This window comes from Pseudomonas zeae (assembly GCF_014268485.2).
Lineage (GTDB): Bacteria > Pseudomonadota > Gammaproteobacteria > Pseudomonadales > Pseudomonadaceae > Aquipseudomonas > Aquipseudomonas neuropathica.
Map to the genome: position 1 here is coordinate 80,322 of NZ_CP077090.1, position 24,369 is coordinate 104,690.

At 59.5% G+C, this 24,369-nt stretch carries 26 protein-coding genes; 3 read left to right on the plus strand and 23 right to left on the minus strand.

The genetic code is table 11. The features are described from left to right. Positions 1-11: 11 nt before the first annotated feature. From icmH to HU754_RS00470, 22 genes are all read right to left on the minus strand, one after another. A complete protein-coding gene (icmH, locus tag HU754_RS00365) occupies positions 12-887 on the minus strand; it encodes a type IVB secretion system protein IcmH/DotU (RefSeq protein ID WP_007920301.1) in 876 nt (291 codons plus the stop codon). Between the two features lie 5 nt (positions 888-892). Then, positions 893-2,224, minus strand: coding sequence for a type VI secretion system baseplate subunit TssK (tssK, locus tag HU754_RS00370; RefSeq protein WP_007920300.1), 1,332 nt, complete (start codon positions 2,222-2,224; stop codon positions 893-895). A gap of 2 nt (positions 2,225-2,226) precedes the next feature. Further along, positions 2,227-2,727: a type VI secretion system lipoprotein TssJ gene (gene tssJ, locus HU754_RS00375; RefSeq protein ID WP_007920299.1), complete on the minus strand. Its 501-nt coding sequence runs from the start codon at positions 2,725-2,727 to the stop codon at positions 2,227-2,229. A gap of 5 nt (positions 2,728-2,732) precedes the next feature. Continuing rightward, positions 2,733-3,929, minus strand: coding sequence for a type VI secretion system-associated FHA domain protein TagH (tagH, locus tag HU754_RS00380; RefSeq protein WP_034152083.1), 1,197 nt, complete (start codon positions 3,927-3,929; stop codon positions 2,733-2,735). A gap of 18 nt (positions 3,930-3,947) precedes the next feature. Continuing rightward, complete coding sequence (locus HU754_RS00385; RefSeq protein ID WP_003229566.1) at positions 3,948-4,088, minus strand: hypothetical protein; 141 nt, start codon at positions 4,086-4,088, stop codon at positions 3,948-3,950. A 93-nt stretch (positions 4,089-4,181) separates the two neighbouring features. Next, positions 4,182-5,702: a sigma-54 interaction domain-containing protein gene (locus tag HU754_RS00390; RefSeq protein ID WP_116254221.1), complete on the minus strand. Its 1,521-nt coding sequence runs from the start codon at positions 5,700-5,702 to the stop codon at positions 4,182-4,184. Between the two features lie 10 nt (positions 5,703-5,712). Continuing rightward, positions 5,713-8,370 (minus strand): type VI secretion system ATPase TssH, encoded by a 2,658-nt coding sequence (gene tssH, locus HU754_RS00395; protein WP_186620201.1) that lies wholly within the window; start codon positions 8,368-8,370, stop codon positions 5,713-5,715. Between the two features lie 11 nt (positions 8,371-8,381). Continuing rightward, positions 8,382-9,389, minus strand: a complete 1,008-nt coding sequence (gene tssG, locus HU754_RS00400) for a type VI secretion system baseplate subunit TssG (RefSeq protein WP_016985779.1) — start codon at positions 9,387-9,389, stop codon at positions 8,382-8,384. After that, positions 9,353-11,140 carry a type VI secretion system baseplate subunit TssF gene (gene tssF / locus HU754_RS00405; protein WP_186620205.1) on the minus strand — a complete coding sequence of 596 codons (1,788 nt, stop codon included), beginning with the start codon at positions 11,138-11,140 and terminating at the stop codon, positions 9,353-9,355. Before tssF ends, tssG begins: the two co-directional genes overlap by 37 nt. 27 nt (positions 11,141-11,167) lie before the next feature. Further along, positions 11,168-11,599, minus strand: coding sequence for a hypothetical protein (locus HU754_RS00410; protein WP_186620433.1), 432 nt, complete (start codon positions 11,597-11,599; stop codon positions 11,168-11,170). Positions 11,600-11,706: 107 nt separating this feature from the next. After that, positions 11,707-12,489 (minus strand): hypothetical protein, encoded by a 783-nt coding sequence (locus tag HU754_RS29335; RefSeq protein WP_225919954.1) that lies wholly within the window; start codon positions 12,487-12,489, stop codon positions 11,707-11,709. A 69-nt stretch (positions 12,490-12,558) separates the two neighbouring features. Further along, entirely contained in the window at positions 12,559-12,942 is a 384-nt protein-coding gene (locus HU754_RS00420) for a hypothetical protein (RefSeq protein WP_163019576.1), read from the minus strand. Next, positions 12,939-13,919, minus strand: coding sequence for a DUF6402 family protein (locus HU754_RS00425; protein ID WP_122842178.1), 981 nt, complete (start codon positions 13,917-13,919; stop codon positions 12,939-12,941). Before HU754_RS00425 ends, HU754_RS00420 begins: the two co-directional genes overlap by 4 nt. Before the next feature lie 10 nt (positions 13,920-13,929). Then, the gene (locus HU754_RS00430; protein WP_122842177.1) at positions 13,930-14,454 is read right to left on the minus strand and encodes a PAAR domain-containing protein; all 525 of its coding nucleotides are present in this window, start codon (positions 14,452-14,454) and stop codon (positions 13,930-13,932) included. Positions 14,455-14,465: 11 nt separating this feature from the next. Beyond that, on the minus strand, positions 14,466-14,912 hold the full coding sequence (locus tag HU754_RS00435) for a hypothetical protein (protein WP_052392120.1): 447 nt from the start codon (positions 14,910-14,912) through the stop codon (positions 14,466-14,468). Positions 14,913-14,916: 4 nt separating this feature from the next. Further along, on the minus strand, positions 14,917-15,324 hold the full coding sequence (tssE, locus tag HU754_RS00440; protein WP_041476611.1) for a type VI secretion system baseplate subunit TssE: 408 nt from the start codon (positions 15,322-15,324) through the stop codon (positions 14,917-14,919). A 9-nt stretch (positions 15,325-15,333) separates the two neighbouring features. Continuing rightward, a complete protein-coding gene (gene tssC / locus HU754_RS00445) occupies positions 15,334-16,809 on the minus strand; it encodes a type VI secretion system contractile sheath large subunit (protein WP_016772499.1) in 1,476 nt (491 codons plus the stop codon). A gap of 25 nt (positions 16,810-16,834) precedes the next feature. Then, on the minus strand, positions 16,835-17,338 hold the full coding sequence (tssB, locus tag HU754_RS00450; protein WP_003229587.1) for a type VI secretion system contractile sheath small subunit: 504 nt from the start codon (positions 17,336-17,338) through the stop codon (positions 16,835-16,837). 32 nt (positions 17,339-17,370) lie between these two features. Beyond that, entirely contained in the window at positions 17,371-18,933 is a 1,563-nt protein-coding gene (gene tssA / locus HU754_RS00455; protein WP_007920270.1) for a type VI secretion system protein TssA, read from the minus strand. Between the two features lie 640 nt (positions 18,934-19,573). Beyond that, positions 19,574-19,849, minus strand: coding sequence for an HU family DNA-binding protein (locus HU754_RS00460; protein WP_003213368.1), 276 nt, complete (start codon positions 19,847-19,849; stop codon positions 19,574-19,576). Positions 19,850-20,039: 190 nt separating this feature from the next. Beyond that, the gene (locus tag HU754_RS00465; RefSeq protein ID WP_186620206.1) at positions 20,040-21,188 is read right to left on the minus strand and encodes an NAD(P)/FAD-dependent oxidoreductase; all 1,149 of its coding nucleotides are present in this window, start codon (positions 21,186-21,188) and stop codon (positions 20,040-20,042) included. Between the two features lie 21 nt (positions 21,189-21,209). Then, positions 21,210-21,377, minus strand: coding sequence for a rubredoxin (locus HU754_RS00470; protein WP_095049651.1), 168 nt, complete (start codon positions 21,375-21,377; stop codon positions 21,210-21,212). Between the two features lie 201 nt (positions 21,378-21,578). Between HU754_RS00470 and HU754_RS00475 the strand changes: the two genes are divergently transcribed. Together HU754_RS00475 and ubiA are read left to right on the plus strand one after the other, a co-directional pair. Further along, positions 21,579-22,139 carry a chorismate--pyruvate lyase family protein gene (locus HU754_RS00475; protein ID WP_186620207.1) on the plus strand — a complete coding sequence of 187 codons (561 nt, stop codon included), beginning with the start codon at positions 21,579-21,581 and terminating at the stop codon, positions 22,137-22,139. Beyond that, complete coding sequence (gene ubiA, locus HU754_RS00480; RefSeq protein WP_186620208.1) at positions 22,139-23,029, plus strand: 4-hydroxybenzoate octaprenyltransferase; 891 nt, start codon at positions 22,139-22,141, stop codon at positions 23,027-23,029. The genes HU754_RS00475 and ubiA overlap by 1 nt, the downstream gene beginning before the upstream one ends. Before the next feature lie 112 nt (positions 23,030-23,141). Here the strand turns inward: ubiA and HU754_RS00485 are convergent, their stop codons facing one another. Beyond that, on the minus strand, positions 23,142-23,528 hold the full coding sequence (locus HU754_RS00485) for a COG4315 family predicted lipoprotein (protein ID WP_186620210.1): 387 nt from the start codon (positions 23,526-23,528) through the stop codon (positions 23,142-23,144). Positions 23,529-23,679: 151 nt separating this feature from the next. Between HU754_RS00485 and phoB the strand changes: the two genes are divergently transcribed. After that, complete coding sequence (gene phoB / locus HU754_RS00490; RefSeq protein ID WP_007896474.1) at positions 23,680-24,369, plus strand: phosphate regulon transcriptional regulator PhoB; 690 nt, start codon at positions 23,680-23,682, stop codon at positions 24,367-24,369.

A 24,369-nucleotide genomic window follows, 5' to 3' on the forward strand; every position in this document is an offset into this window, starting at 1 on the left:
CACGTCCCTGTTTACGGCTGCGACTGCGGTTGCACCGCGGCCGGATCAAGCGGCTGATAAGGTTGCAGAACGGTGTCGCGCTGCTCGCCCAAGACCCAGGCGAAGCCCGAATACATCACCACCAGGCAGACCAAAGTGAACAACACCACCATCCACGCCGGCACGATGCGCACCAGGTTGCGACGCTGATCGTTCAAGCCTTCCCAGTGCGGCGACAACTCGCGCGGCACGTCGCCACGCAACTGACGAATCTGCCGGTACAGAGCATCGCGGATGCCTTCAAGTTCGAGCATGCCGCGTGCCTGAACGCGGTACTTGCCCTCGAAACCGAGGGACAGGCACAGGTACATCAGCTCGAGCATCGGCAGGTGCTTGACCGGGTTTTTCGACAGGCGATCGAGCAGCTGGAAGAACTTCTCGCCACCGAAGGTTTCGTTGTGGAAGCTGCTCAGCAGGCTCATCTGCGACCATTCGCTTTCGTTGCCCCACGGCGTCGTCACGACGGCTTCGTCGACCACGGTGCAGAGCACGTAACGCGCGGCCATCACCTGGCTGCTTTCGGCGCCGTTGTGCAGGGCGCGTACTTCAAACAATTTCAGCCCGGCAGTCAGACGCTCGTTGAGTGCGTACAAGTCTTCGCGGGTTTCGCTGTGCTTGAGGCGCACCACTTCCGAAAGCAGCTCGGACGAAGCAGCGACCAGCGAATTGAGGCTGATGTTGAACGCTTCCGCCGGGCGCAGGCGCGCGGCGTAGATCATGCGTTCTTCCAGTTGCTCGAAACGCGGCGGCGCGGCGAAGTCGGTCAGCGGACTCGATGCCGGTCCGTGGCCCTGACGATCGAGCAGGACGGTTTTGTCGTCCTGGTTGTAATCCGTTTCCTTGATCATGTCGGTCAGTTCCTGATGGCCCAGAATTTCAGTTCAAGCTCGGCGAATTCGCCGGACACATGGAACGCGAAACCGCCGGAGCGCTCGAGTTGTGCCAGGTCTTCGGAACTGAGTTCGAGGATGAAATAGGTTTTGTTCGAATGGAACGCGATCTGCCGCGGGGCCACCGGCAACGGTTTGACCTTGATCCCCGGCAAGTGCAGGTTGACCAGTTGGCGGATACGCTCCACCGGGCCGACCTTGAGGTGCGCCGGCAAGCGGTGGCGCAGTTCTTCGGAGTCGCAGTTGGCACTCGCTGCCAGCACGAACGACGCCGAGCCGAGCAGTTTGTGGTCGTGCAACGGCGAGACGATGATGCCGTACTGACGTGCTTGCAGGATCAGTTCGATGGCGTGCTGCTCGAGCACCATCGACAGCACCTGGCGAATCGCTTCCATCAGTTTGCGGAAGCTCCCACCCTGATCGGCGTGGGAGTAGCGGCTGTCCAGGCGCGGGCGTTTGCTCTCGCCGGAAAAGGTCGCCAGATCGCCGAGCATGGTCAGCAGCGTGCGGTACAACTCTTCCGGGTGTACCTGCTCCAGACCGAGGTAATGACGCAGCAGCAGTTCGGTGCGGTTGATCAGTTGCAGCATCATGAAGTCGCCGACCTCCGCGCCGCCGACCTTGCCGTTTGAGCGAATCCGCTCGGCAATCGTGTCGCCACGGTGGTTGAGCATGCTGATGACTTCTTTCAGGCACGACAGCAGATAGCTGGAGGCGTGGGCCTGAATGTAGGTCGGCACGAAATCCGGGTCGAGGCTGATCACGCCGTCCGGCGTGGTGTCGAGCACGTCGCAGATCTTCAGCTTGACGTAGGCCTGATCGCTCTGCTGCTCGCCGAGCAACAGTTTGAAGTCCGGGCGACCGCAGCTGACCTGGCTGGCGGAATCGTCGCCGGCGTTGGAGTCGGCCACTTCGGCGTCGTACGCGGTGTAACGCGCGAGCACGTCGGATTGCTCCGGACGGCGCGACTCGATGTGGTTGCCGGTGACCAGCGGCAGCGCCAGATAAATCGGCGTGTTGCCGGTGTTCGGCGGTACGTCCAGCGCCAGCGGCTCGGTGTTGCCACCGAGTTCGAACAGGCTGCCGTCCGGCAGAATCCCCGAGGCTTCACTGATCACCAGTTTGCCCATGTTGAGGAACTGCAAGTCGATCTCCAGATTGAGGAAACCCCAGGTGTAGCCACCCAGCAATTGGGTGCGGGTTTTCATCTGGTGATCGTAATAGCGATCGTTGTGCTGGAAGTGCTGCGGCCGCAGCAGCATGCCTTCCTGCCAAATGACTTTATGGGTATTCATGATCAGTCATCCGCCTTGGCGAGCACTTGATTGGTGTTACGGATGCCGGTCTGGTCCAGAGTCAGATCGACTTCGGTGACTTCCAGCGGAGTGATCTGAACGGTGTGGCGCCATTGGGTGTCGGGCAAGTCGCGGTAAGCGGCGAGGACGCCCACATAAAGGCTGCCCTCTTCCACCTTGAGCTTCATCTCCACGGTTTCACCCGGGCGCAGCTCGAGTTCTTCGCTGGCCACCAGATCCGGGTTGAGGGATTCCTTGGCGCGTTCGTACAGGCTGAAGAAGTCAGCGTTCTCGAAGGTCACCGGGTGCTTGAGTTCGAACAGGCGCACGACGATCGGCGACGGCCGACCGTTGAGGTCCGGGTTGAGCTGATCGCTGCCGGTCAGCTTCAGGTTGATCTTGGTCACTTTCGAGTACGGCGACAGCGACGAGCAACCGGCGAGCAGCACCAGCACGGTGAGCGCAGTCAGCGTCTTGAAAAAAGCGGTCGAGCGGCGAGACATGCGCATCATCCTTGGTGGTCGGTGTGGAGGGTGGAGATCAGGCGGATCTGTTCTTCGTAGGCCTGGGCGAAGTCGCGGGCCAGCAGACGCTCGCTCCAGTCATCGTCCTGACGCAGCGCCTGGTGATAGCGGCCGAACGCTCTCCAGCGCCCGCCCGATGTCGCGATCAACGGCTTGTTGTCACGCTCGAAACGCAGGGTCAGTTGCTCCGGCGAGAAATGCTCCAGCGTGCCGCGCACGGCGGCGCGGCTGGCGGTCAGCAGGGCCACTTGATGCGCCTGCAGATCGCGGAACGCACGGGAGATCGCTTGCTCGGCCGGCAGATGGCCGGGCTTGCTTGGCTGCAACAGAATCTGCAGGGCTTCGCTCGGATCGACGGCGAATTTCAGCGGATTCTTGTTGGTGCCTTGCACGGTGGTCTGGGCCAGACGCAATTCGTTTTTCAGCTCCGAGCGGGTGCGCAGGCTCTGCTGCAATCCGCCGATGCTTTGGCGCAGCAAGCGCGCCGCGTTCAACGCCAGGGCTTCGCGTTCGTCGTGGCTGAGACCTTTGACGTCGACACCCAGCGCCGCACCGAAATGATCCCAGAAACCTTCGCTCTGGCGCTCGACGGCTTTCGGTGCCGGAGCGGGCTCAGGTTCGACCGGAGCGGCAATCAGCTCCGGCACCATCAGGCTTTCCATGTCGATACGTGCGTAGTCGGCACGCTGACGGGAATCCTCAGGCTTGGTGTTCGGCGCCAGCAGTTCGTCGATTTCCGAGTACACACGCTCTTGCTGCTCGAGAGCATTGAGCGGGTCGAGATCGAGGAAGGCATCATCGGGAATGATGCTGCCAGCGGCGCGTGGGCGGCCGACTTCGCCATCGAAGGTCGCCGGGTCACGGACCAAGCGCGCGCGAATCTCGAAGTCACCCAGCACGTAGGTGCTGCCGTGTTCGATGCGCACTGGCTCACCTTTGTGCAGGCGTGCGCCGCTCTCGCCGTCCTGGACACCGTTGCTGCTGGTGTCGGTGAGGAAGAACGTGCCCTCGCGATAGCTGACAATCGCGTGGTGATTGGACAGATGACGCTTGCGGTCAGGGATGATCCAGTCGCAGTCCTCGCCTCGCCCGATTACGCCGCCGGCCTGTTTAAAGGTCTTCTGGCACAACTCGGTGGGCACGAACTGCTTGGTGTTCAGCATTTCGAAAACCAATTCCATGTTTGATGCTCCTTGCGGTCACTTGCCGCGATTGACCGCTTGCGGATCACCCAACGGGCGATAGTCGTTGTCGTTGAATTTGTAATTGCCGCTACAGCCGCCAAGGCCGCATAGAACGACGAGGGTCAGCAGGACAGCGTGCCAGTGACGAACAGACATCAGAGGGTCTCCAGGTGTAGACAAAGCACAAAGCGCCGACCCTTGCGGGCGGCGCTGAAATTGGTTTTTGCGAGGATTTCGATGACGTTTTGCCTACCCATCGAAATCTCCCAGATTGATGTTCAGACGGCCGAGCCGATACAGCAGCGTGCGTCGCGGCAAGCCCAGTTCACGGGCGGCAAGGGTCTGGTTGCCGTCGTTTTTGCGCAGGCAATCGAGCAATAACGTGCGTTCGACCTGCTCGAGGCGTTCACGCAAATTCAGGTGGCTGTTGTCTTCCGGCATTGCCTCCATGCGCAGGGAGAAATGCTCGGCGAGCAACTCGCCGCCCTCGCACAACAGCACCGCACGTTCGACCAAGGCCTTGAGTTCACGCACGTTGCCGGGGAAGTTGTAGCCGGACAGGTGTTCCAGCGCCGCGCTCGACCAACGCACCGGATCGCGTTGCAAATACGTGCAGGTCTTCTCGGCGAAGTGCTGGGCCAGTTCGAGGATGTCGCCTTCACGCTGACGCAGCGCCGGCAGCTCGATCGGGAATTGCGCGAGGCGGTAGTACAAGTCCTCGCGGAATTTGCCTTCGCTGACCAGCGTCGACAGATCGCGGTGGGTCGCGGCGATGATGCGTACGTCGATTTTGTGGGTGTCGTTGGAACCCAGCGGACGAATCTCGCCTTCCTGCAACACGCGCAGAATCTTCGCTTGCAACGACAGCGGCATATCGCCGATCTCGTCGAGCAACAGCGTGCCGCCATTGGCCGCATCGAACAGCCCCGCACGGTCGCGGTCGGCACCGGTGAAGGCGCCTTTGCGATAGCCGAACAGCTCGCTTTCCAGCAGGTTTTCCGGAACCGCCGCGCAGTTCTGCACGATGAACGCCTGAGAACGGCGCGGGCCGCAATCGTGAATCGCCCGCGCAACGACTTCCTTGCCGGTACCGGTTTCACCACGCAACAACACGGTGTACGGGCTGTGCAGAACTTTGCTGATCAGCGAATGGGTCTGACGCATCGCCGCGCTTTTGCCGATCAGGCCATAGCCACTGATGCTCGGCACGCTGCGCGCCACCGTGGCCGATTCCGCCAGTGGCTGGCGCAGGCGTTGCAGCAAATGCAACTGGCCCAGCACGAACGAGCCGAGCTGGCCGAGGGAATCGGCGAAGCCTTGCAGGTTGGTACGACGACGGCTGGCGCACAGCAGCAGACCTTCGACAGCCTTGTGCTGATTGACCAGCGGCACGCACAGCAGCGACTGCCACGGCGAGGTCGCCGCCGGCAGGAAACTGGTTTCGTGCAAGCTGCCGCTCAAGTCGTCGAGGCACACCACGCGGTTCTGGCACAGGGCAAACTGCAGCAGTTGTTCACCGTTGTAATCCGCCGGCAGGCTCGCCGCTTCACGCGGTTGCAAGGCGCCGTCGAGGCATTCGGCGTTCATCCCCAGGCACGTGTGGGTGGCGTCGAGCAGATACAGCTGCGTCAATTCGCAACCGCTCAACTCGGCCAGCCCACGCACGAAGTCACCCAGCAACGCAGCACCGTCCGCCGCCCGCGACAGACTGGCGAACTGCGCCAGCAACGCTTCGGCATAGACCAGTGGCTGCGGCACCTGAGTGAACATCACACCCACCTCAGGCGAACTCGCACGTCACGCTGGACTCGCCGTCGAGCGTGGCATGCACACGCTTGAGGCTTTCACCGGTGGCCATGGCGTCGAGCAGACGATCCGCAACCAGCGGCAAAACGTGCTGGTCGAGCAAATGGTCGATCAGGCGCGCACCGCTGTCGCTTTGCGTGCAACGCTCGGACAGGTGATCGACAAGGTTCTGGCACCAGCTGAAATCCAGCTGACGACGATTCAGGCGCTCGCCGAGGCGACCGAGTTTGATCTCGATCAGCTCGCGCAATACCGGGCCGCCGACCGGGTAGTACGGCACTACTTTCATCCGCGCCAGCAGCGCCGGTTTGAAGTGTTTGCTGAGCACCGGGCGAATGGTTTCTTCGAGCACTTCGGCGGTTGGCCGCGCGCCGTTTTCACAGAGGTCGCTGATGCGGTCGCTACCGAGGTTCGAGGTCATCAGGATCAACGTGTTGCGGAAGTCGATCTCGCGACCTTCGCCGTCGTTGGCCACGCCTTTGTCGAAGATTTGGTAGAACAGATTGAGCACGTCCGGGTCAGCCTTCTCGACTTCATCGAGCAGCACTACCGAGTACGGCTTTTGGCGCACGGCTTCGGTGAGCATGCCGCCCTCGCCGTAACCGACGTAGCCCGGTGGCGCACCGATCAGACGCGAAACGGTGTGCTTCTCCTGGAACTCGGACATGTTGATGGTGGTGATGAAACGATCACCGCCGTACAGCAAGTCAGCGAGGGCCAGTGCGGTTTCGGTTTTACCGACGCCGCTTGGGCCGACCAGCAGGAACACGCCCACTGGTGCGTCAGGTTTGTTCAGACCGGCAGCGGTGGCGCGCATCGAGCGATCCAGGGCGTGCACGGCTTGTTCCTGACCACGGATGCGCGTGCGCAGGTCGGTGGCGAAACTGGCGACTTTGGCGTTGTGTTCGCGAGCCAGTTGCGCCAATGGCACGCCGGTCCAGGCACTGATTACTTCGGCAACCAGGCGCGGGCACACTTCAAAGCTGACCAGACGCTCCTTGACCTGCGCGGCGGTCAAGGCGCTGTGGGTTTCGTTGAGCTGAGCTTCCAGCGCTTTGACGCTTTGGCCTTCTTCAACTTCAGCGGCGATGGTTTCGATCACCGTGCCTTCAGCGTCTTCTTCAACGTTGACGGTCGGCTCAACGGCGGCGGCTTCGCGGGCCTTGGCCAGTTGCTGACGCAGTTCCAGCAGGCGCTCGGCCAGTTGTTTCTGTTCAGTCCACAGGGTTTCCAGCGCGACCATTTCGTCTTCGGCTTCGTCGAGACGCGCTTCCAGTGCGTCCAGCGCTTCGTGGTCGATCAGCAGACCGGCCTCGGCATCGCGGCGCAGGGCCTGACGCTGACGGCCACCTTCAGCCAGTTCGCCACGCAGGTGCTCAAGGCTTTCCGGGGCAGCGGCGAGGCTGATGCGCACGCGGGCGCAAGCGGTGTCGAGGACGTCGACGGCTTTATCCGGCAGTTGCCGACCGGCCAGATAACGTGCGGACAGTTCAGCCGCCGAGACCACCGCGTCATCACGCAGATAGATGCCGTGGCTCTTCTCGTAAACCTGGGCCAGACCACGGAGGATGGTCACCGCTTCACTGACAGTCGGTTCGTGCAGTTGCACCGGTTGGAAACGACGGGCCAGCGCCGGGTCTTTCTCGAAGTATTTCTTGTACTCGGCCCAAGTGGTCGCGGCGATGGTGCGCAACTCGCCACGGGCCAGTGCCGGTTTCAGCAGGTTGGCCGCATCGGAACCGCCGGCGTTTCCGCCCGCGCCGATGAGGGTGTGGGCTTCGTCGATGAACAAAATGATCGGTTTCGGCGAAGCTTTGACTTCGTCGATCACGCCTTTGAGGCGACGTTCGAATTCACCTTTGACGCTGGCGCCAGCCTGCAGCAGGCCCATGTCCAGCGACAGCAGTTCAACGCCTTTGAGCACTTGCGGCACTTCACCGGCGGCGATGCGCGAAGCCAATCCTTCGACGATGGCGGTCTTGCCGACACCGGCCTCACCGACGACGATCGGGTTGTTCTTGCGGCGACGGGCGAGGATGTCGACCATTTGGCGAATCGCGCCGTCACGGCACAGCACCGGGTCGAGTTTGCCGTCGCGGGCCTGTTGGGTCAGGTTGTGGGTGAAGCGCTGCAGCAGCGATTCGCCCTGTGCGGCCGGTTTGCCATTGGCCGCTGGTTGCTCCTGTTGCGACAGGGCAAATTCCTTCAGGCGATCGATGTTCAGCTTGGCGAGCAGCGGCTGATAACGGCTGCCGGCGTAGCGCATCGGATTGCGCAGCAGCGCGAGGATCAGCGCCGCGTCTTCGACCTGGGTCTGGCCCAGTTCGAGGTTGGCCACCAGCAGCGCGTCTTGCAGCCACTGCACCAGTTCCGGGGCGAACACCGGATTGCGCGATGCACTGTGTTCGACGCGCGATTGCAGCGCGGCGCTCAGTTCACCGGCGTCGACGTCTGCATCCTGCAGTGCGCGCGACAGCAAGCCGTTCGGGCGCTCGAGCAGGCCAAGCATCAAATCTTCGACGAGGATCTTGCTGCCGCCACGGGCCACGCAACGCTCGGCGGAACGTTCCAGATCACGACGGGTTTCGGCGTCCAGCGCCTGGATGAGTTGTTGCAGGTCTACGTTGATCATGGCTCACGTCCTTAATGAATTTTGCTGCCCAGGGTTACCACGCCGTCCGCTTTTTCGCGGCCCAGCCAACTGGTCCAACCGAGGCGACAGGCGTTCTGCTCACCGATGCGCAGTTCGCGGATTTCTTCCTGGCGCAGGACCAGGCGAATGTCGTAATCGAGCGGGTCACGCAAGGTGAACCGCACCAGCGCGCAGAGCGGCTGGTAACCGAAACCGATCGGCAGGAATTCATGGAATCGCTGCCAGTCGAGTTCGGTGATGTGAATGCGGAATTTACCGCTGCGGTCGCGCACATGTTCGCCGAGCACCAGGTCTTCACCGAGCAGGCTGTTGGCGCGGCCCAAACGATTGCGCTGCTCTTCGAGAATTTCTACGCGGCGCTCGATGCACTGCTCGATGACCAGGTCTTCGTGCTTGAAGTAGTAACGCAGTACGGCTTCGATCAGCGCCGCCGAGTGCGCCCGCAAGCTGAGCAGGCCGAGGTACGGCAGCAGGCGTTTCCAGTTGAGTTCCTTGGCCTTGCGGATCTCTTCGCCACCGAGGCCGATCAGGGCGAACAGCTGCGAGGAGAACGGGTCGATCGCGCCACTCTGGAAGCTCGCGCGATAGCGATACTTGCGCCAGATCGGCAGCATCAGCCGTTGCAGGCGATGGTGAAAGAGGTCGAGGAAATTGCGCGTCGGGTTACCGTCCTCGCTGTCGCCCAAGGCTTGTTCGCCGTAGAACGCCGGCAATGGCGAACCGGAACCGACCAGGCCGATCAGGTTGAAACGCATACGCGCGCGCATCTGCCCGTGTTCTTCGAAAAACTCCACACGATCGACGTCGCTGCGCGGAAAGCCCAGGCTCGGGTTGGCCTGGAACTCCACGTGGTCGTACAGATCGTCTTCGCTCAGGTGCGGGTGTGCCTCGCGCAGCCGGTCGATCACCAGCAGCACGGCCTGAAACAGCGAGTACTCGCGTATTACCTTGGTCAGCCCGCTTAAAGCAGGGGCTGCAGGCCCATACGTGGTGTCCATTGGTACACCTCTCCCTGTGTGCTTTTTACGCGCAGCTCATGGAATGAATTGAGACTGGCGTAAAGCGCGAAAAACTCGTTAAGAACCGAAGCGAAAACGAACAGGTCGCCTTCGCCGATGTACCCTTCCGGGTCGATGGTCAGTTCGGTGCGCAAACCGCGCACCGGCAACCCACGGTGCAAGCGGTCGACGTGGTGATGCTTGATGTGCTTGAGGCCGCCGAGCAGGCGTTTGCTGACCTTCTCCGCGTGCTGGTCGTAGTAGCGCGGCAGGTCATAGGTTTCGAGAATCACCTTCAACGCATTGACGTCGGCCAGCGACAGATAGTTAAGCGACATGTTGCTGATCAGCTTCCACAGGAAGTCACGGTTCAGCGGTGGCGCGAAGCTGGAAGTGGCCGGGGTAATGTTGCGGAAGCTCAAGAACTCCGGCGTCTCTTCACTGGCCATGCAGATGTCGCCAAGCTTGAGCTTGCGCGGCAGGTTCTGGTTGGTGCAGATCAGCTCGATCGACAGGGTTTCATGGGCTTCGGTGTGACGGATGCCGAAGCTCAGGTAAGTGTCGAGGCCGTCGTGCAGCAAGGACGAACGCTGGCGGATGCTGTAATGCGGACGGCTGTTGGGCACGTCGAAACTCGGGTCGTGCTCGAAGGATTCGAACGGCACGTACTCCTGATAACCGAGGCCGCCGGGCTTCCAGCCGGTCACGGTTTCCACCGAGAACACACCGCAGTTTTCCAGATCGTATTCCGCCGGCAGCAACAGGTATTCATCCTGTTTGCCGTCGAGGCGAATCGGCAGCGCGTCGTGGGCGAAGAGGTTGGCAATCGGCGTGCAGAACAGCTTCACATTATCCAGGGTCGGCCGCATGCGCATGATGCCGCTCTTGCGAATATCGAAGCGCAATTCGAGGCCGCGCATCTGCTTGAGGGTGTCCTCCGGCAGTGCGTTGATGATGTCCAGACCATTCACATCGACGAACAGGAACTTGTCCTGGAAGGCGAAGTATTCCTGCAGGTAGCGATAGCCGCGGAAGGTATTCAGCGGATACGGGATCAACGCCTCTTCTTCGGCAAAGCCCACCGGTTTGACCCGATCACCGGGAATCTTGAACGCCATCGGCTTGCCGCTGACGCCATCAATCGGTTTGCCGGCGCCGTCGAGCGGGATCAGTTCGATGCCTTCAAGGTTGCGCAACAGGCTCAGGTAGAGCATCTGGCTGATGTAGCGCTCGCCGGCAAAGTGCAGACGCAGTTTGCTCAGTTCCAACTCACCGAGGTGACCGTCGGCACTCATTTCCAGACGCAGGCTGAGCAGCGAGCCGTCGCCCTTCACCGAGTAGTTCAGCGCGGCCAGATCCAGCGGCAGCACGTCAGTCGGGTAACAAGTACGGAAGCGGCAACGCACGTCTTCGATCGGTTTGCTTTCGATCGGCGTATCACGCTCGACGCGCAACGCCGGCCCGGAACGCTTGAGCGGATCGAACTGCAAAATGCTGAACGCCGGCAGCGGGCGCATGTAGTTCGGCCACAGCAATTGCATCAGCGAATGGCTGAGTTCCGGCAGCTCGTCATCGAGCTTCTGGCGCAGACGCCCAGTCAGAAACGCAAAGCCTTCGAGCAACCGCTCCACGTCCGGATCCCGCCCGGCCTGGCCCAGATACGGCGCCAACGCCGGACTACGCTCGGCGAAACGGCGACCGAGTTGGCGCAGTGCGGTGAGTTCGCTTTGGTAGTAGTGGTTAAACGACACGGGTTACCTGCCTGGTAGTGGAACGCATCAAAAAAATATCCTGTAGAGCGCGACTGTCAGACCGGCACAGAAGTAACCGGCGATCAGGAGGTAGGGCACGAGCAGGATCCATCCGTAGGCCATGAAAGCATTGTCGAATGGCCCGGCGACCAGGCTGCACAAGCCATAAAGCATCCAGGGCACCGCGTAGAAAGGGATGATTTTCAACGGCGCCAGCCAGACCATTCGCAGCGCCTGCTGCTCATTGCGGCTCTTCGCGGCCCGCGAGCCCCATAGCGCAAACAACAGCAACCCGGGCATGCCGAACCACAACAGATACACCCAGTGGGTCTCGGACGAGTCGAATGTCGAATACTCGCCAATCCACAGGCCATAGGATGAAAACGCCAGCATAGCCAAGAATGGCGTCCACAAGGCTCCCATGAAGAAACTGAGTTGCGCGCGACTGAGCAGGGCCATCTCGTTCGATACACCTATCACGGGCAAGCCTCCATCCTCGAAAACACACGCATCCATTGCGTCATGCTGCATACCGTGTGTTTTCTGCATGAGAGAGCTTCTGGCGATCAGGCGCATTCCGGCACCCACCAGTCTTCGTAGCCTTGCGTGCCGGGATACAGCACTGTCGAGCCGTTGAATTCGGGAGCAACTGCAAAAATTTCAGTCACCCGGAAATTCCATTCCGAGGATTCGAGCAACGCGCCGTCCTTGGTGTACCCCCGAAAAAAGTACCCGCTGCTGAACATCCCAAACACTTGCCCGATCAATCCCAGCTTGGGATAACCGGGTGCGTATGTGATGAGGTAGCACTCGCCCGACTCGCTCCAGTGTCGCGCCAAGGCCTGCGCCGTTAAGCCACCGAAAATCTTCAACCCCAGCAAGACGGTGCATATGGACACACCGGTCAGCGCCGGAGCCAGCAACAGTCGCGGCAATGCTCGACGTTTCTGAGCCTCCAGCGGTTGCAGTGCCGCGTGCTTGCGCCAGCGGGTATAAGCCGTGTGGATGACGTTGGTCAGCAGGATGGCGCAAACCGTCAAACCACCTGTAAGCGCGCAATAGGCCAAGCCACGAATGGGGTACTGCGGCAGCAGATAAAACAGAATCGTCAACATCATCAAAACTACCAGGCCAAACTGGATGGCTTGACGCTGGATGAAGACCAAAATCAAATTCATGAAAACGAAAAAATAGAAAATCAGATACATCGCCATGCCGATGGCGACACCGTGCGAGGTCAATCCACCGACCAGTTGTTTATAGGCAGGAACCGCATAGCCATTCATAACGATATAAATCACACAGGCTAGCGAGTGCACAGCCAGACCGATGGCGTGACGGCTATTCATGTGCAACTCCGGTCATGGCTTTATCGGCACTCTGGAATGAGGACGTGCCTTCAGCCCCAAAAAAACCTATTACCGACATTCTGGAATTATCCAACTTTCCCAGCCTTCAGAACCCGGATACAAGATCATCTCGCCATGAAATTCCGGGGCAGCCCCTGGATCTCCCTCTCGCATCCATAGATACCACTCAGATGTTTTTAGAAGTTCCCCATCCATTGAATAGACCCGATAGAAGGATTGACTGCTGAAAAGTTCTAACAAACTTCCTGCGATTCCCAAAAATCCATAATCAGCTGCATATCTGGCGATGTAGCATTTACCAGATTCACTCACATAAGTTTTTAATGGCTTTGCAACCAGAGAACTGTGAACTTTTAGCGCGAGAAGCATCGCCAGAAGCAATGACACAGCCAGCAGCAGATAAACGCCTCGTTTTCTGTTAGCACTGATCATGACGCTACCATCGGCTTTGCCCTCGCCACGAACTCACCGAAATCGGCACTCATGAAACGAAAGTCAATGGATGTTGGCAATTTCTTCACGGTTGAATAAACAAACAAATCGCCACCTTTACCATGTAGAGCACGGTACTGATTGAAGCTATCGTTAGTTACCTTGTGATACAACTGGCCATCGGCCTCAAATGTATCTCGACCCAACGCACTAAATCCTTTCACGCCACTTTCAAAGCTCCAGTATCCAAGCGGCTGATTATTACTGCTGTCATTCAAAAACTCATACGTATCACGTATGTAGCAACCAATTTCTTCGATATGCAAAGTGGCCGGTGTTTTTTTGGTTTTCGAAACCGTTGAAAATTTGGTAACAGCAAACTTTACGGAAAACCCACCCAAAGTTCCGTAAACATCATCCAGTGGATCAGTAATTCTTGCCCACTTATCAGTTCCGATAGACCTGCGATTGTACTGCGATGTTACTTCCAACTCTTGGGCGCTCATAGAACTGAAATCATATTCGCCTGTTTTCAGATCCATGCTTGCCTGATCAAGAATCCCGAGATCTCTCAGACGCGTCATAAACTGTAAAAGACCAGGCGCCAGTTGATTCAATCCTTTGGCACGCCCGATCAGCTCGTTGTACTGACTGGCATACGCTGCTTTTTCGAGCAACGCTTTTACATCTTCACCTGTGTGCGGTGACGCACTGTTCAACCAATCGAACTCCAGATCATCAAACAGTTTTTCTGGAGTGAGTTGTTTAACGTCAAGACGCCCTTCTTTTTCGTCGATAGTCATTTCGTAAGGCTTGCCATCGAACCAGCGCTGCATCAGTCGAGCGGCCTGCACCCAGCCCATTTTTCTCATCGCGCCAGGAATATCTGTGATCTGGAATTCGTCCACGGGCACTTCTACTGGCGTCTTGTCAGAAGAAGGCGTGAGCTGGGTCGTGAGTGGTGCCGGTGCGGTCATGTCATAAACCCTATGCAATCACGAGCGAAGACTGCGGTTCGAAGGTAAGCGTGACGCTTTCAGCCAAATTGGAAGCAATCGGCGCCGTTTTACCCTGTGCATCAGTAACGCCCTTGATTTCTTTGCCAGAGGCCGTTCTCAGGGTGTAGGCACGGTTTGCGACCGGAGCACCGGTTCTCGGATTGCGTGCGACGAAGTGCTGGGTAAAAGGCCAACTGAGTTCCACCGGCAACGGCGGCACAAACGGCGCTGGTGAATGCGAATTGCCGATAATCACCGTCCCGGAACCGGCGGTGACTTTGTTGCCGTGGGAGCCTATGGAATCAACAGTGACAGCAGACTTGCCGTTGATTTTTACCGTCGTGGCCAAGCCGCCGACCATCGCACCACCACACGCGGAGGCATCACCTTCGCGGGCGGCCGCGAGGCCGTCGAAGAACACGTCGCCGGAACCGGCGGCGATCGGATTGGTGCCGTGGCCGGGGAGCGGGCAAGCGGTGGGGTCGGATACACGTGCTGCGGGTTTGCCAGACATCGGGGTTCTCCTTAGTTGACCTTGGCTTGAGGACTGTTCATTTCTTGACCACACGCTGGAATATTCCAGCCTTCGTAACCCGTAACTGTCGGGTAGATCGCGTGACCGTATACCCATTGCGAGCGTTCATCGGTGGTGAACTCGTTCTGCCAGAGCAGCCATTCGGACGACTTCAGCAACGTGCCGTCTTTTGCGTAGACCCGGAAAAAGGCTTCGCTGGCAAACAGCTTGAAAATCATTCCCGGTATGCCGAGGGCCGAATACTGCGGAATGTAGGAGCGGATGAAGCACGTACCCGCATCGTTCCAGTCGGTGGAGTACTCGTGAGCCAGCCGTGCCGCCGTCGTTTTCACGTAACAGGCAGCTGAAACCAGGGCAGCAGCCGTCAGGGCGAGAAATAGCAACACGCCACGCCCCCACTTCGCCAACGCACCCGGATTCACGGCGCTCCCTCGCATGGTCCTAATTCACCTTCACTTGTCCGCTGCCATCCAGGCGCGCGGAAAAACTGACCTGACGCTTGAACCCTTCAACTTCCAGCAGGCCTTCGATGCTGAAGGCCAGGCGAAGCTGATCGTGGTCACGCGGCAGGGAAATGACACGCACGTTGCTCAGGCGCGGCTCGTAGGCTTCGATGAAGTTTTCGATGGCCAGACGGGCCTGACTCAGGGAGTCGTGCAGGCTCAGACGCATGTCATTGAGATCGGGCAACCCGTAGTCGGCCAGCGTTTGCACGCTGCCGGCCCGGGTGCTGAGCATTTTGGCCAGATGGGCAGCCACTGACGCCATGGCACAAGCCTCAAGGCTGTTGCCCTTGCGTAGTTGCGCGTCGCCGTTAAGGCGTTCGAACAGGCTGCCGTATCCGTCCATGAGTCGCTCTTACTCTTTGTCCAGCTTGCCAACCAGCGACAGGGTGAAATCGGCACCCATGTACTTGAAGTGCGGACGCACGTTCAAGCTCACGCGGTACCAGCCCGGCTCGCCTTCAACGTCGCTGACGATCACTTGCGCAGCGCGCAGCGGACGACGGCCACGCACTTCGGCGCTCGGGTTTTCCTGGTCGGCAACGTACTGACGGATCCACTTGTTCAGTTCCAGCTCGAGGTCGGTACGCTCTTTCCACGAACCGAGTTGCTCGCGCTGCAGCACTTTCAAGTAGTGAGCCAGGCGGTTGACGATCATCATGTACGGCAGTTGGGTGCCGAGCTTGTAGTTCAGCTCTGCGGCCTTGCCTTCTGCGCTGATGCCGAAGAACTTCGGCTTCTGCACCGAGCTGGCGGAGAAGAACGCCGCGTTGTCGGAGCCTTTACGCATGGTCAGGGAGATGAAGCCTTCCTCGGCCAGTTCGTATTCACGACGGTCGGAAACCAGAACCTCGGTAGGGATCTTGGTTTCGATTTCGCCCATGCTTTCGAAATGGTGCAACGGCAGGTCTTCAACCGCGCCACCGCTTTGTGGGCCGATGATGTTCGGGCACCAGCGGAATTTGGCGAAGCTGTCGGTCAGCTTGGTGCCGAACGCGTAAGCAGTGTTGCCCCACAGGTAGTGCTCGTGGCTGTTGGCAACGGTTTCCTTGTACACGAACGATTTGACCGGGTTTTCTTCCGGATCGTACGGGTTACGCAGCAGGAAACGCGGCACGGTCAGGCCAACATAACGGGAGTCTTCCGAAGTACGGAAGCTCTGCCATTTGGCGAATTGCGGGCCTTCGAAGTGGTCTTTCAGATCTTTCAGATCCGGCAGGCCAGTGAAGCTTTCCAGACCGAAGAATTTCGGGCCGGCGGCAGCGATGAACGGCGCGTGCGACATGCACGAAACGCTGGCGACGTACTGCATCAGCTTCACGTCTGGCGAGCTTGGCGACATGTAGTAGTTAGCGATGATCGCGCCCACAGGCTGACCACCGAACTGGCCGTATTCAGCGGTGTAGATGTGCTTGTACAGGCCCGACTGCATGACTTCCGGCGAATCTTCGAAATCGTCCAGCAGGTCTTCTTTGGAGACGTTGAGGATTTCGATCTTGATGTTTTCGCGGAAGTTGGTGCGGTCAACCAGCAACTGCAGACCACGCCACGACGATTCCAGAGCCTGGAAGTCCGGGTGGTGCAGGATCTCGTCCATCTGACGGCTGAGCTTGGCATCGATCTCGGCGATCATGCGGTCAACCATGGCCTTCTTGACCGGCTCACCGTTGTTCTGCGGCTTGAGCAGTTCTTCGATGAAGGCCGACACACCGCGCTTGGCGATGTCGTAGGCTTCGTCGTCCGGAGTCAGACGGGTTTCGGCGATGATGCTGTCGAGAATGCTGTATTCGCCGCTGGCGGCGCTCTTCTCTTGTGCTGCGCTAGTGCTCATTGTGTTGGCTTCCTTGGCTGGAGTCTCAGGCGTCCGGGGCTGCGGCGTTCAGGCCCAGCTCACCGAGTACGCGACCGCGGGATTCGTCGTCGGCGAGCACGCCTTCGATCGCTTTACGGAACGCAGGTGCGTTACCCAGCGGGCCTTTGAGGGCCACCAGCGCATCGCGCAGTTCCATCAGTTTTTTCAGCTCAGGCACTTGCTCGACCAGGCTGGCCGGGTTGAAGTCCTTCATCGAATTGACGCGCAGTTGCACAGCCAGCTCGTCGGCCTCGCCATCTTCCTGCAGACGGTTCGGCACGCTCAGCGTCAGACCCAGCTCTTGCTTGGCCAACACTTCGTCGAAGGTCATCTTGTCGATGCTGATCGGCTTGCGATCTTCGATTTTGCGATCGTCCTTGCGGTGGGTGTAGTCACCGATTGCCAGCAGCTTCAGCGGCAGTTCAATCTCTTCCTGAGCACCGCCGGTGGCGGGTTTGAAGGTGACGTTGATGCGTTCCTTGGGGGCTACCGAGCCTTCTTTGGCCATGGCTTTTCTCCTTGCGGTTGTGGCCCTGGGGCCTATTCGAGTACCACTTCGAGGTCGAGGTGGCACAGCCTGCGATAAATCTCTTCCTTGCGTTCACGTACGGCATGGTTCTGCGGCAACAACTCGCAGCAGCTATGCAGTAAATGCAGCACTTCCAATGCAAGATCGGGCTCCCAGGCGTGCAGGCCTGAGTCCTGTAATGTCTGATCGAGGGTTTCCAGCTGGTTCTTGGCCAGTTCGTATTTCTTGGCCATGAAGCACAGGCGCGCGAGGGCGAACTGCCAGAAGAAGCGTTCGCGGCCGCCGTGGGCGGATTGCAAACCCTGTTTGAGCGTCTGCACGGCAGGCTTCAGGCCTTCCTTGCGCAGCAGCGGCAGGACTTCCTCAAGGGCCTTTTCCCAGGCCGGCTGGGTTTCGACGTTTTCGCTTTCGACCTTGCGCGGCGCACTGGCGCTTTGCAGGTGCGGCATGACGTTGGCGGCGATCCACGCCCGGGTGGACGGATCGGCAAACGGCGCGCCGTCATGGAAGCGCAACTCGACAATGCCGGGCAGCCGTTGAACCAAAAGCGCGAAGTGGATTTCCACTTCGCGCATTGCCAGCTCGGCGTTGAGGTTCTGGAGACATTCCCAGACCATCCTCTGGCCATCGAACCAGAACGGCGCCTTCGCCAGGCTCGCCTCCAGTTCCACCAGCAGGTCGGCGTATTTGCCCTGATCGAAACGGTCCTGATAGAGCTTGAGTTTTTCCAGCGGCAAACCGCGCAGCACGGTGATCTGCTCGGCGTTGCGCTCGGGCACCGCGTCGATGGTCATCCACAGCAGTGTGCGATTGAGGCGCAGGGCGCGCAGGTCGGTGGCCTTCTGCTTGAGCCACCAGGCACACAATGGGCGGGCGCTTTCCTGTTGCGCGCGCAGGGCTTTGTGCGCATCTCGTTCGTTGTCGATCGGTGCGCCGGGGGTGAGCAACTGGCTCGCGGCCTGTTTGACCTGCGCCACCGCCGCACCGACCACACCGGGGGCCGGCTGATTGTCGGCCGCGCGCTGGATCATGGTTTTCAGGCGACGGGAGATCGGCAGCAGCAACGGCGAATCATCGCCCAGATGCTCGGCACACGCGGCTTCAAGGCCGGACAGGTGCTCGGAGAGCTGCCGGAACATCGGCAACTGCTCTTTGATCGCAATGTTTTCGGTGATGACTTGCTCGAGACGCGGCACCAGCCAGCCGATGGCGGCGGCACGGGTGCGGGGTTTGAGCGGGTGAACGTCGGCCCAGTTGTTTTCCGACAGATGGTGTAGCAGACCGAGGCCGGCCAGCAGCCCGGGGAAGGATTCGCGCTGGTACAGCGACCAGGTCAGCCAGGCGCCGACACGCAAATCCTTGGATTGGGTACGCAGCAGGTTTTCGCTGTTTTCGCGAATTTTCAGCCAGTCGATCTGCCCGCTTTCGTGCATCGACGAGGCTTTGGCCAGCTCACTTTCCAAGGCCTCGAATTCGCTCGAAAAACGAACGTCTTCGCCCGCGAAATTCTCTTTGGAAACAGAGACTTTAGCGAGTTCGAGGTAATGGGCGGAAAGTTTGCTTGAGTAGGACATCCATGGCCTTTATTAAGGATTACAGTCAGGCGCCTATTGGAGTTACCGCGGCGCGGGACAGTATCGAAGAGCGGTGAAGCGACTCATCCAATTGAGATGTGCTCTTTCAAGTGGGCGCATCGTAATCACTATGATGGCCACTAGCAAGCATCTGATTAAACAACAAGACGAACTGTTCTTTGTTTGTTGTAGGAGGTTTCCCTATATTTAGTCAGGGAATCCCCGATGCCGTCTTCATATATACGCAGCTGCACGAAACACCTGAAAACCTTGATTTAGAGCGATCGTTCCAATCTGCGGTGATCACCGAAGACCGGGGCCGACGACAATGGCGCGGAGCATGACGGGTTTTGAAAAAAACGGATGTAGGATGATTCCGAAAGATTTCAGTGTTGTTTCAACAATCCACAGCGAGACAACCAACAATGGCAAAAGTGCCATCACTATGATGGCTTTTATATATAGGGTATTGATTTAAGTGTGAGGCAGATCGATAGCCAACCAATGCAATTGATTACGTGGCTTTTATTATTGCTGCAGGGCATAACAAATAGGCAGGCATAAAAAATGGGCACCCGACCGCAATCGGTGTGCCCATTTTTTCAGCGGTTCTCCCCGTTATTCGAGGAGTTCGCCGCAATTAAGGATTTACGCTGTCTTTCAACGATTTGCCTGGCTTGAACGCAACAGTGTTGCTGGCCTTGATTTTAACCGGCTCGCCGGTCTGCGGGTTTTTGCCGGTGCGGGCGCCGCGGTGGCGTTGCAGGAAGGTGCCGAAGCCGACCAGCGTCACGCTGTCCTTGCGGTGCAGAGCGCCGGTGATTTCTTCGAGAACGGCGTTGAGTACGCGGTTGGCCTGTTCTTTGGTCAGATCTGCTTTTTCAGCGATTGCAGCGGCGAGTTCTGGTTTACGCATTAGTGAAGCCCCTTTGACGGTTTTTTGTTGTTATGTCCGTGCTGTTCTCGTTGGAACAGCGCCCAAGGCGCCGCAGGCTCTACTCTGCGGCAGACGGGAGTGAGAATGGCACGCGGATACCGGCGGCGCCAGTCTCCCCGCGACCTTTGTAGGGGCAAAAGCGGGGTGATTCCGACAGAACGACCGGTATTTACGCCAGCAGCGCCGGAAGCTGTTTGTTCAGGGCGAGTTTTTCCATCACCGCCGCACCCGTCAGCGCATAACCGAGCAACTGCCCATCGGCACTGTGGCACAGCGCCTTGATGTCGGCGCCCTGACCTTCGACGGTCCAGACACCTTCGCTACCCCGTGGTGGTGGCGAAACCACCAGCGGGCACACCGGGGTTTTTACGGTGATCGGCATCGGGCCGTAGCTCACGGCAGTAGGGTTTCCAGCGAGGGTTTGCGCCAGCGCGCGCGCGCAACTCATCAGGGGCATCACGTACAGCAGATTCAATCCGTCGACCTCGGCGCAGTCGCCCAGGGCGTAAATATTGGCGTGGGAGGTTTTCAGGTGCCGGTCGACCACGACGCCGCGATTGACCTGCACGCCGGCAGCCGCCGCCAGATCGATACGCGGGCGCAGGCCGATGGCCGAAACCACCACGTCGCAAGGAATGACCTGGCCGTCGGACAGGTGCGCTTCCAGGCCGTCGGCGACTTTTTGCAGGCGGGTCAGTACCGGGCCGAGGTGGAATTTCGCACCAAGGCTTTCCAGCCCGGCCTGCACCGCCGCCGCAGCGGCCGGGTGCAGCAGCATCGGCATGACTTGTTCGCACGGCGCCACCAGTTGCACTTCGTAGCCGCCAACTATCAGGTCGTTGGCAAACTCACAGCCGATCAGTCCAGCGCCGAGCAATAGCACCCGACGCTTGCCCGCCGCAGCGGCGCGGAAACGCGCATAGTCTTCGAGATCATTGATCGGGAACACCAGATCGCTGCCATCGCCTTCAATCGGCACACGCACGGTTTCCGCGCCCCAGGCGAGAATCAGGTCGCGATAGCTGACCGCCTCCTCGCCAATCCACAGGCGCTTGTGGCCAGCGTCGATGCCGCTGATGCGCGTGTGCGTGCGCACTTCGGCCTTCAACTGCTCGGCCATGGTGCCCGGCTCGGCCATGCTCAGGCCGTCGGCGTCCTTGTTCTTGCCGAAACCGGTGGAGAGCATCGGCTTGGAGTAAGAGCGGCCGTCATCAGCGGTGATCAGCAGCAGCGGGGTTTCGCTGTCGAGCTTGCGAAACTCGCGGGCCAGGTTGTAGCCCGCCAGGCCAGTGCCAACGATGACGACAGGTGCGCTCATGCCTTACTCCTTTCGATTTGCTTAGTTGATTTCGATCATTTCGAAGTCCGTCTTGCCGACGCCGCAGTCCGGGCACAGCCAGTCTGCCGGTACATCCTGCCAAGCGGTGCCCGGCGCAATGCCGTCATCCGGCCAACCCTCGGCTTCGTTGTAGATCAGGCCACAGACGATGCATTGCCACTTTTTCATTCAGGTACTTCCTCAGGGTTCAGGCGTGGTGCCGGCGCGGACGGTCGATGGTTATTGCGCTGCCATCCGGCTCAGGGCGTTTTGTACTGATGGAGCCGGGCAGATGCAAGCCTGTTCGGCGCAACGGCGACCCGGATCAATCAATCTCGCAGCTCGCCATGGTAAGCTCGCCGCCTCATTTGCGGCCAATAATGACTCATTGTGCAACATTCAAATGCCTGCCCGGCCCCGCTCTGGCTGACCCAAAGCCGACTGACGCCCCTCCCCGATTCGGTGACCCTCGACTGGCTGTTCGACGAAGGCTCCCTCACCCGCCGACTGACCCGGCTGTCCGATGATGGCTTCAGCGTCACGCCGTTGTTCGAAGGCTGGGACACTCTGCGCGCCGACGAATGCGCGGCGCTGGAGCTGGCCGAAGGCAGCGAAGGCTGGGTGCGCGAGGTGTATTTGCGCGGTCACGGCGAGGCTTGGGTATTTGCCCGCAGCGTGGCGTCGCGCGCCGCCTTGCAAGGCGACGGCTTGCACATGGATGAATTGGGTAGCCGTTCGCTGGGCGAATTGCTGTTTTGCGATCAGGCGTTCCAGCGTCGCGCCCTCGAAGTTTGTCACTACCCTGAACAATGGTTGCCGCCAGACGTGAAGGCGCCTGAGCTGTGGGGTCGGCGTTCGCGTTTCGACCGTGGCGCGCTGAGCGTCCTGGTCGCAGAAATCTTCCTGCCGAGCCTGTGGCGGGCCGCCCGCGCCCATCCGGAGAACTGCTGATGTATCAGAGCCTGCTCAAGTCGCTGAACCGCTTGAACCCGCGCGCGTGGGACTTCATTCAGTTGACCCGGATGGACAAGCCGATCGGCATTTATCTGCTGCTCTGGCCAACCCTTTGGGCTCTGTGGATTGCCGGCAAAGGCTCGCCGTCGCTGGCCAACGTGGTGATTTTCGTCCTCGGCGTGGTACTGACCCGCGCCGGCGGTTGCGTGATCAACGACTGGGCCGACCGCAAGGTCGACGGCCACGTCAAACGCACCGCGCAACGACCGCTGGCCAGCGGCAAGATCAGTTCGAAAGAAGCGTTGGTGTTCTTTGCGCTGTTGATGGGCGTGAGTTTTCTGCTGGTGCTGTGCACCAATGCACCGACGATCTGGCTGTCGCTCGGTGGTCTGGCGTTGGCCTTCACTTATCCGTTCATGAAGCGCTACACCTATTACCCGCAAGTGGTGCTGGGCGCGGCGTTTTCGTGGGGCATGCCGATGGCGTTCACTGCCGAGACCGGCGAGTTGCCGGCGGCGGCGTGGCTGCTGTGGATCGCCAATCTGCTGTGGACGGTGGGTTACGACACCTATTACGCGATGACCGACCGTGACGACGACCTGAAGATTGGCGTGAAATCCACGGCGATTCTGTTCGGCGAAGCTGACCGGGTGGTCATCCTGAGCTTGCAGGGACTGTCGCTGGGCTGCTTGTTGCTGGCGGGGTCGAAGTTCGAGCTGGGGGTATGGTTCCATCTTGGCTTGCTGATGGCTGCCGGGTGTTATGCGTGGGAGTTCTGGTACACCCGCGATCGCGACCGCATGCGTTGTTTCAAGGCGTTCTTGCATAACCATTGGGCCGGGTTGGCGATTTTCGTCGGGATCGTGCTGGATTACGCATTGCGCTAAACGCAAATCAATGCAGGAGTGAGCCTGCTCGCGATAGCGGTGTATCAGCTAGCGAAAATGCCGACTGATACACCGCTATCGCGAGCAGGCTCACTCCTACAGGGTGGCCAGATTATTTCTGCGATTCGTGGACGACGTGCCAGACGTCTTTCATACCATCGCCCTTCATTTCTCCAGGCTTCTCATCCTTCATGAAGGTGTACAGCGGTTTGCCGTCATAGGCGTACTGCATCATGCCGTCATCGCGCTTGATGACGGTCCATTTGCCTTCAGCCTTGGCCCCCGCCGGCGCCATCATTGGCGGCCAGTTTTTCGCGCAATCGCCGTTGCACATCGACTTGCCGCCAGCGTCCTTGTCGAACGTGTAAACGGTCATGCCTTTGTGGTCGACCATCATGCCGTCCTTCATCATGGCCGGCTCGGCGGCCATGGTAAATCCAGGCAGCGTCAGGGCAGCAGCCATCAGCAGGGCTTTGAAAGAAACAGTCATTTGAGTCATGGAAACCTTCTTTTGTGGTTGTCAGGATTCGGACTTAGAGCTTAGTTGAGGATTTGCACAATCGCCGCCGGACTAAAATACTGTCACACGACTGCAATAATTCCGTTATCTAATGCGGCGCAAGACAGTTAAATGACAAGAGGATTAAGGCATGGTTGGCAGGAGCATTCTGATCGTCGACGACGAAGCGCCCATTCGCGAAATGATCGCCGTTGCGTTGGAAATGGCCGGCTATGACTGCCTCGAGGCCGAGAACTCGCAGCAGGCCCACGCCATCATCGTCGACCGCAAGCCGGACCTGATCCTGCTCGACTGGATGCTGCCCGGCACCTCCGGCATCGAACTGGCCCGTCGTCTGAAGCGTGACGAGCTGACCGGGGACATCCCGATCATCATGCTCACCGCCAAGGGCGAAGAGGACAACAAGATCCAGGGTCTGGAAGTCGGCGCCGACGACTACATCACCAAACCGTTTTCCCCGCGCGAACTGGTCGCCCGCCTCAAAGCCGTGCTGCGCCGCGCCGGCCCGACCGACGGCGAAGCGCCGATCGAAGTCGGCGGCCTGCTGCTCGATCCGATCAGCCACCGCGTGACCATCGACGGCAAACCGGCCGAGATGGGCCCGACCGAATACCGTCTGCTGCAATTCTTCATGACCCACCAGGAACGCGCCTACACCCGTGGCCAGTTGCTGGATCAGGTCTGGGGCGGCAACGTTTATGTTGAAGAGCGCACCGTCGACGTGCACATCCGGCGCTTGCGCAAGGCCCTCGGCGACGCCTACGAAAATCTGGTACAAACCGTGCGCGGCACCGGCTACCGGTTCTCCACCAAGGCCTGA

Bases quoted from the DNA above. Each gene is read 5' to 3' on its own strand.
- HU754_RS00460 (WP_003213368.1), bottom strand. From the start codon at position 19,849: ATGCGTAAACCAGAACTCGCCGCTGCAATCGCTGAAAAAGCAGATCTG.
- HU754_RS00385 (WP_003229566.1), bottom strand. From the start codon at position 4,088: ATGTCTGTTCGTCACTGGCACGCTGTCCTGCTGACCCTCGTCGTTCTA.
- HU754_RS00420 (WP_163019576.1), bottom strand. From the start codon at position 12,942: ATGATCAGTGCTAACAGAAAACGAGGCGTTTATCTGCTGCTGGCTGTG.
- tssC (WP_016772499.1), bottom strand. From the start codon at position 16,809: ATGAGCACTAGCGCAGCACAAGAGAAGAGCGCCGCCAGCGGCGAATAC.
- tssE (WP_041476611.1), bottom strand. From the start codon at position 15,324: ATGGACGGATACGGCAGCCTGTTCGAACGCCTTAACGGCGACGCGCAA.
- tagH (WP_034152083.1), bottom strand. From the start codon at position 3,929: ATGGAATTGGTTTTCGAAATGCTGAACACCAAGCAGTTCGTGCCCACC.
- tssG (WP_016985779.1), bottom strand. From the start codon at position 9,389: ATGGACACCACGTATGGGCCTGCAGCCCCTGCTTTAAGCGGGCTGACC.
- HU754_RS00430 (WP_122842177.1), bottom strand. From the start codon at position 14,454: ATGTCTGGCAAACCCGCAGCACGTGTATCCGACCCCACCGCTTGCCCG.
- tssH (WP_186620201.1), bottom strand. From the start codon at position 8,370: ATGATCAACGTAGACCTGCAACAACTCATCCAGGCGCTGGACGCCGAA.
- phoB (WP_007896474.1), top strand. From the start codon at position 23,680: ATGGTTGGCAGGAGCATTCTGATCGTCGACGACGAAGCGCCCATTCGC.
- HU754_RS00390 (WP_116254221.1), bottom strand. From the start codon at position 5,702: ATGTTCACTCAGGTGCCGCAGCCACTGGTCTATGCCGAAGCGTTGCTG.
- HU754_RS00465 (WP_186620206.1), bottom strand. From the start codon at position 21,188: ATGAGCGCACCTGTCGTCATCGTTGGCACTGGCCTGGCGGGCTACAAC.
- HU754_RS00485 (WP_186620210.1), bottom strand. From the start codon at position 23,528: ATGACTCAAATGACTGTTTCTTTCAAAGCCCTGCTGATGGCTGCTGCC.
- tssA (WP_007920270.1), bottom strand. From the start codon at position 18,933: ATGTCCTACTCAAGCAAACTTTCCGCCCATTACCTCGAACTCGCTAAA.
- HU754_RS00435 (WP_052392120.1), bottom strand. From the start codon at position 14,912: ATGCGAGGGAGCGCCGTGAATCCGGGTGCGTTGGCGAAGTGGGGGCGT.
- tssB (WP_003229587.1), bottom strand. From the start codon at position 17,338: ATGGCCAAAGAAGGCTCGGTAGCCCCCAAGGAACGCATCAACGTCACC.
- tssJ (WP_007920299.1), bottom strand. From the start codon at position 2,727: ATGTCTCGCCGCTCGACCGCTTTTTTCAAGACGCTGACTGCGCTCACC.
- HU754_RS00425 (WP_122842178.1), bottom strand. From the start codon at position 13,919: ATGACCGCACCGGCACCACTCACGACCCAGCTCACGCCTTCTTCTGAC.
- tssK (WP_007920300.1), bottom strand. From the start codon at position 2,224: ATGAATACCCATAAAGTCATTTGGCAGGAAGGCATGCTGCTGCGGCCG.
- HU754_RS00410 (WP_186620433.1), bottom strand. From the start codon at position 11,599: ATGGCCCTGCTCAGTCGCGCGCAACTCAGTTTCTTCATGGGAGCCTTG.
- HU754_RS00470 (WP_095049651.1), bottom strand. From the start codon at position 21,377: ATGAAAAAGTGGCAATGCATCGTCTGTGGCCTGATCTACAACGAAGCC.
- ubiA (WP_186620208.1), top strand. From the start codon at position 22,139: ATGTATCAGAGCCTGCTCAAGTCGCTGAACCGCTTGAACCCGCGCGCG.
- icmH (WP_007920301.1), bottom strand. From the start codon at position 887: ATGATCAAGGAAACGGATTACAACCAGGACGACAAAACCGTCCTGCTC.
- HU754_RS29335 (WP_225919954.1), bottom strand. From the start codon at position 12,489: ATGAATAGCCGTCACGCCATCGGTCTGGCTGTGCACTCGCTAGCCTGT.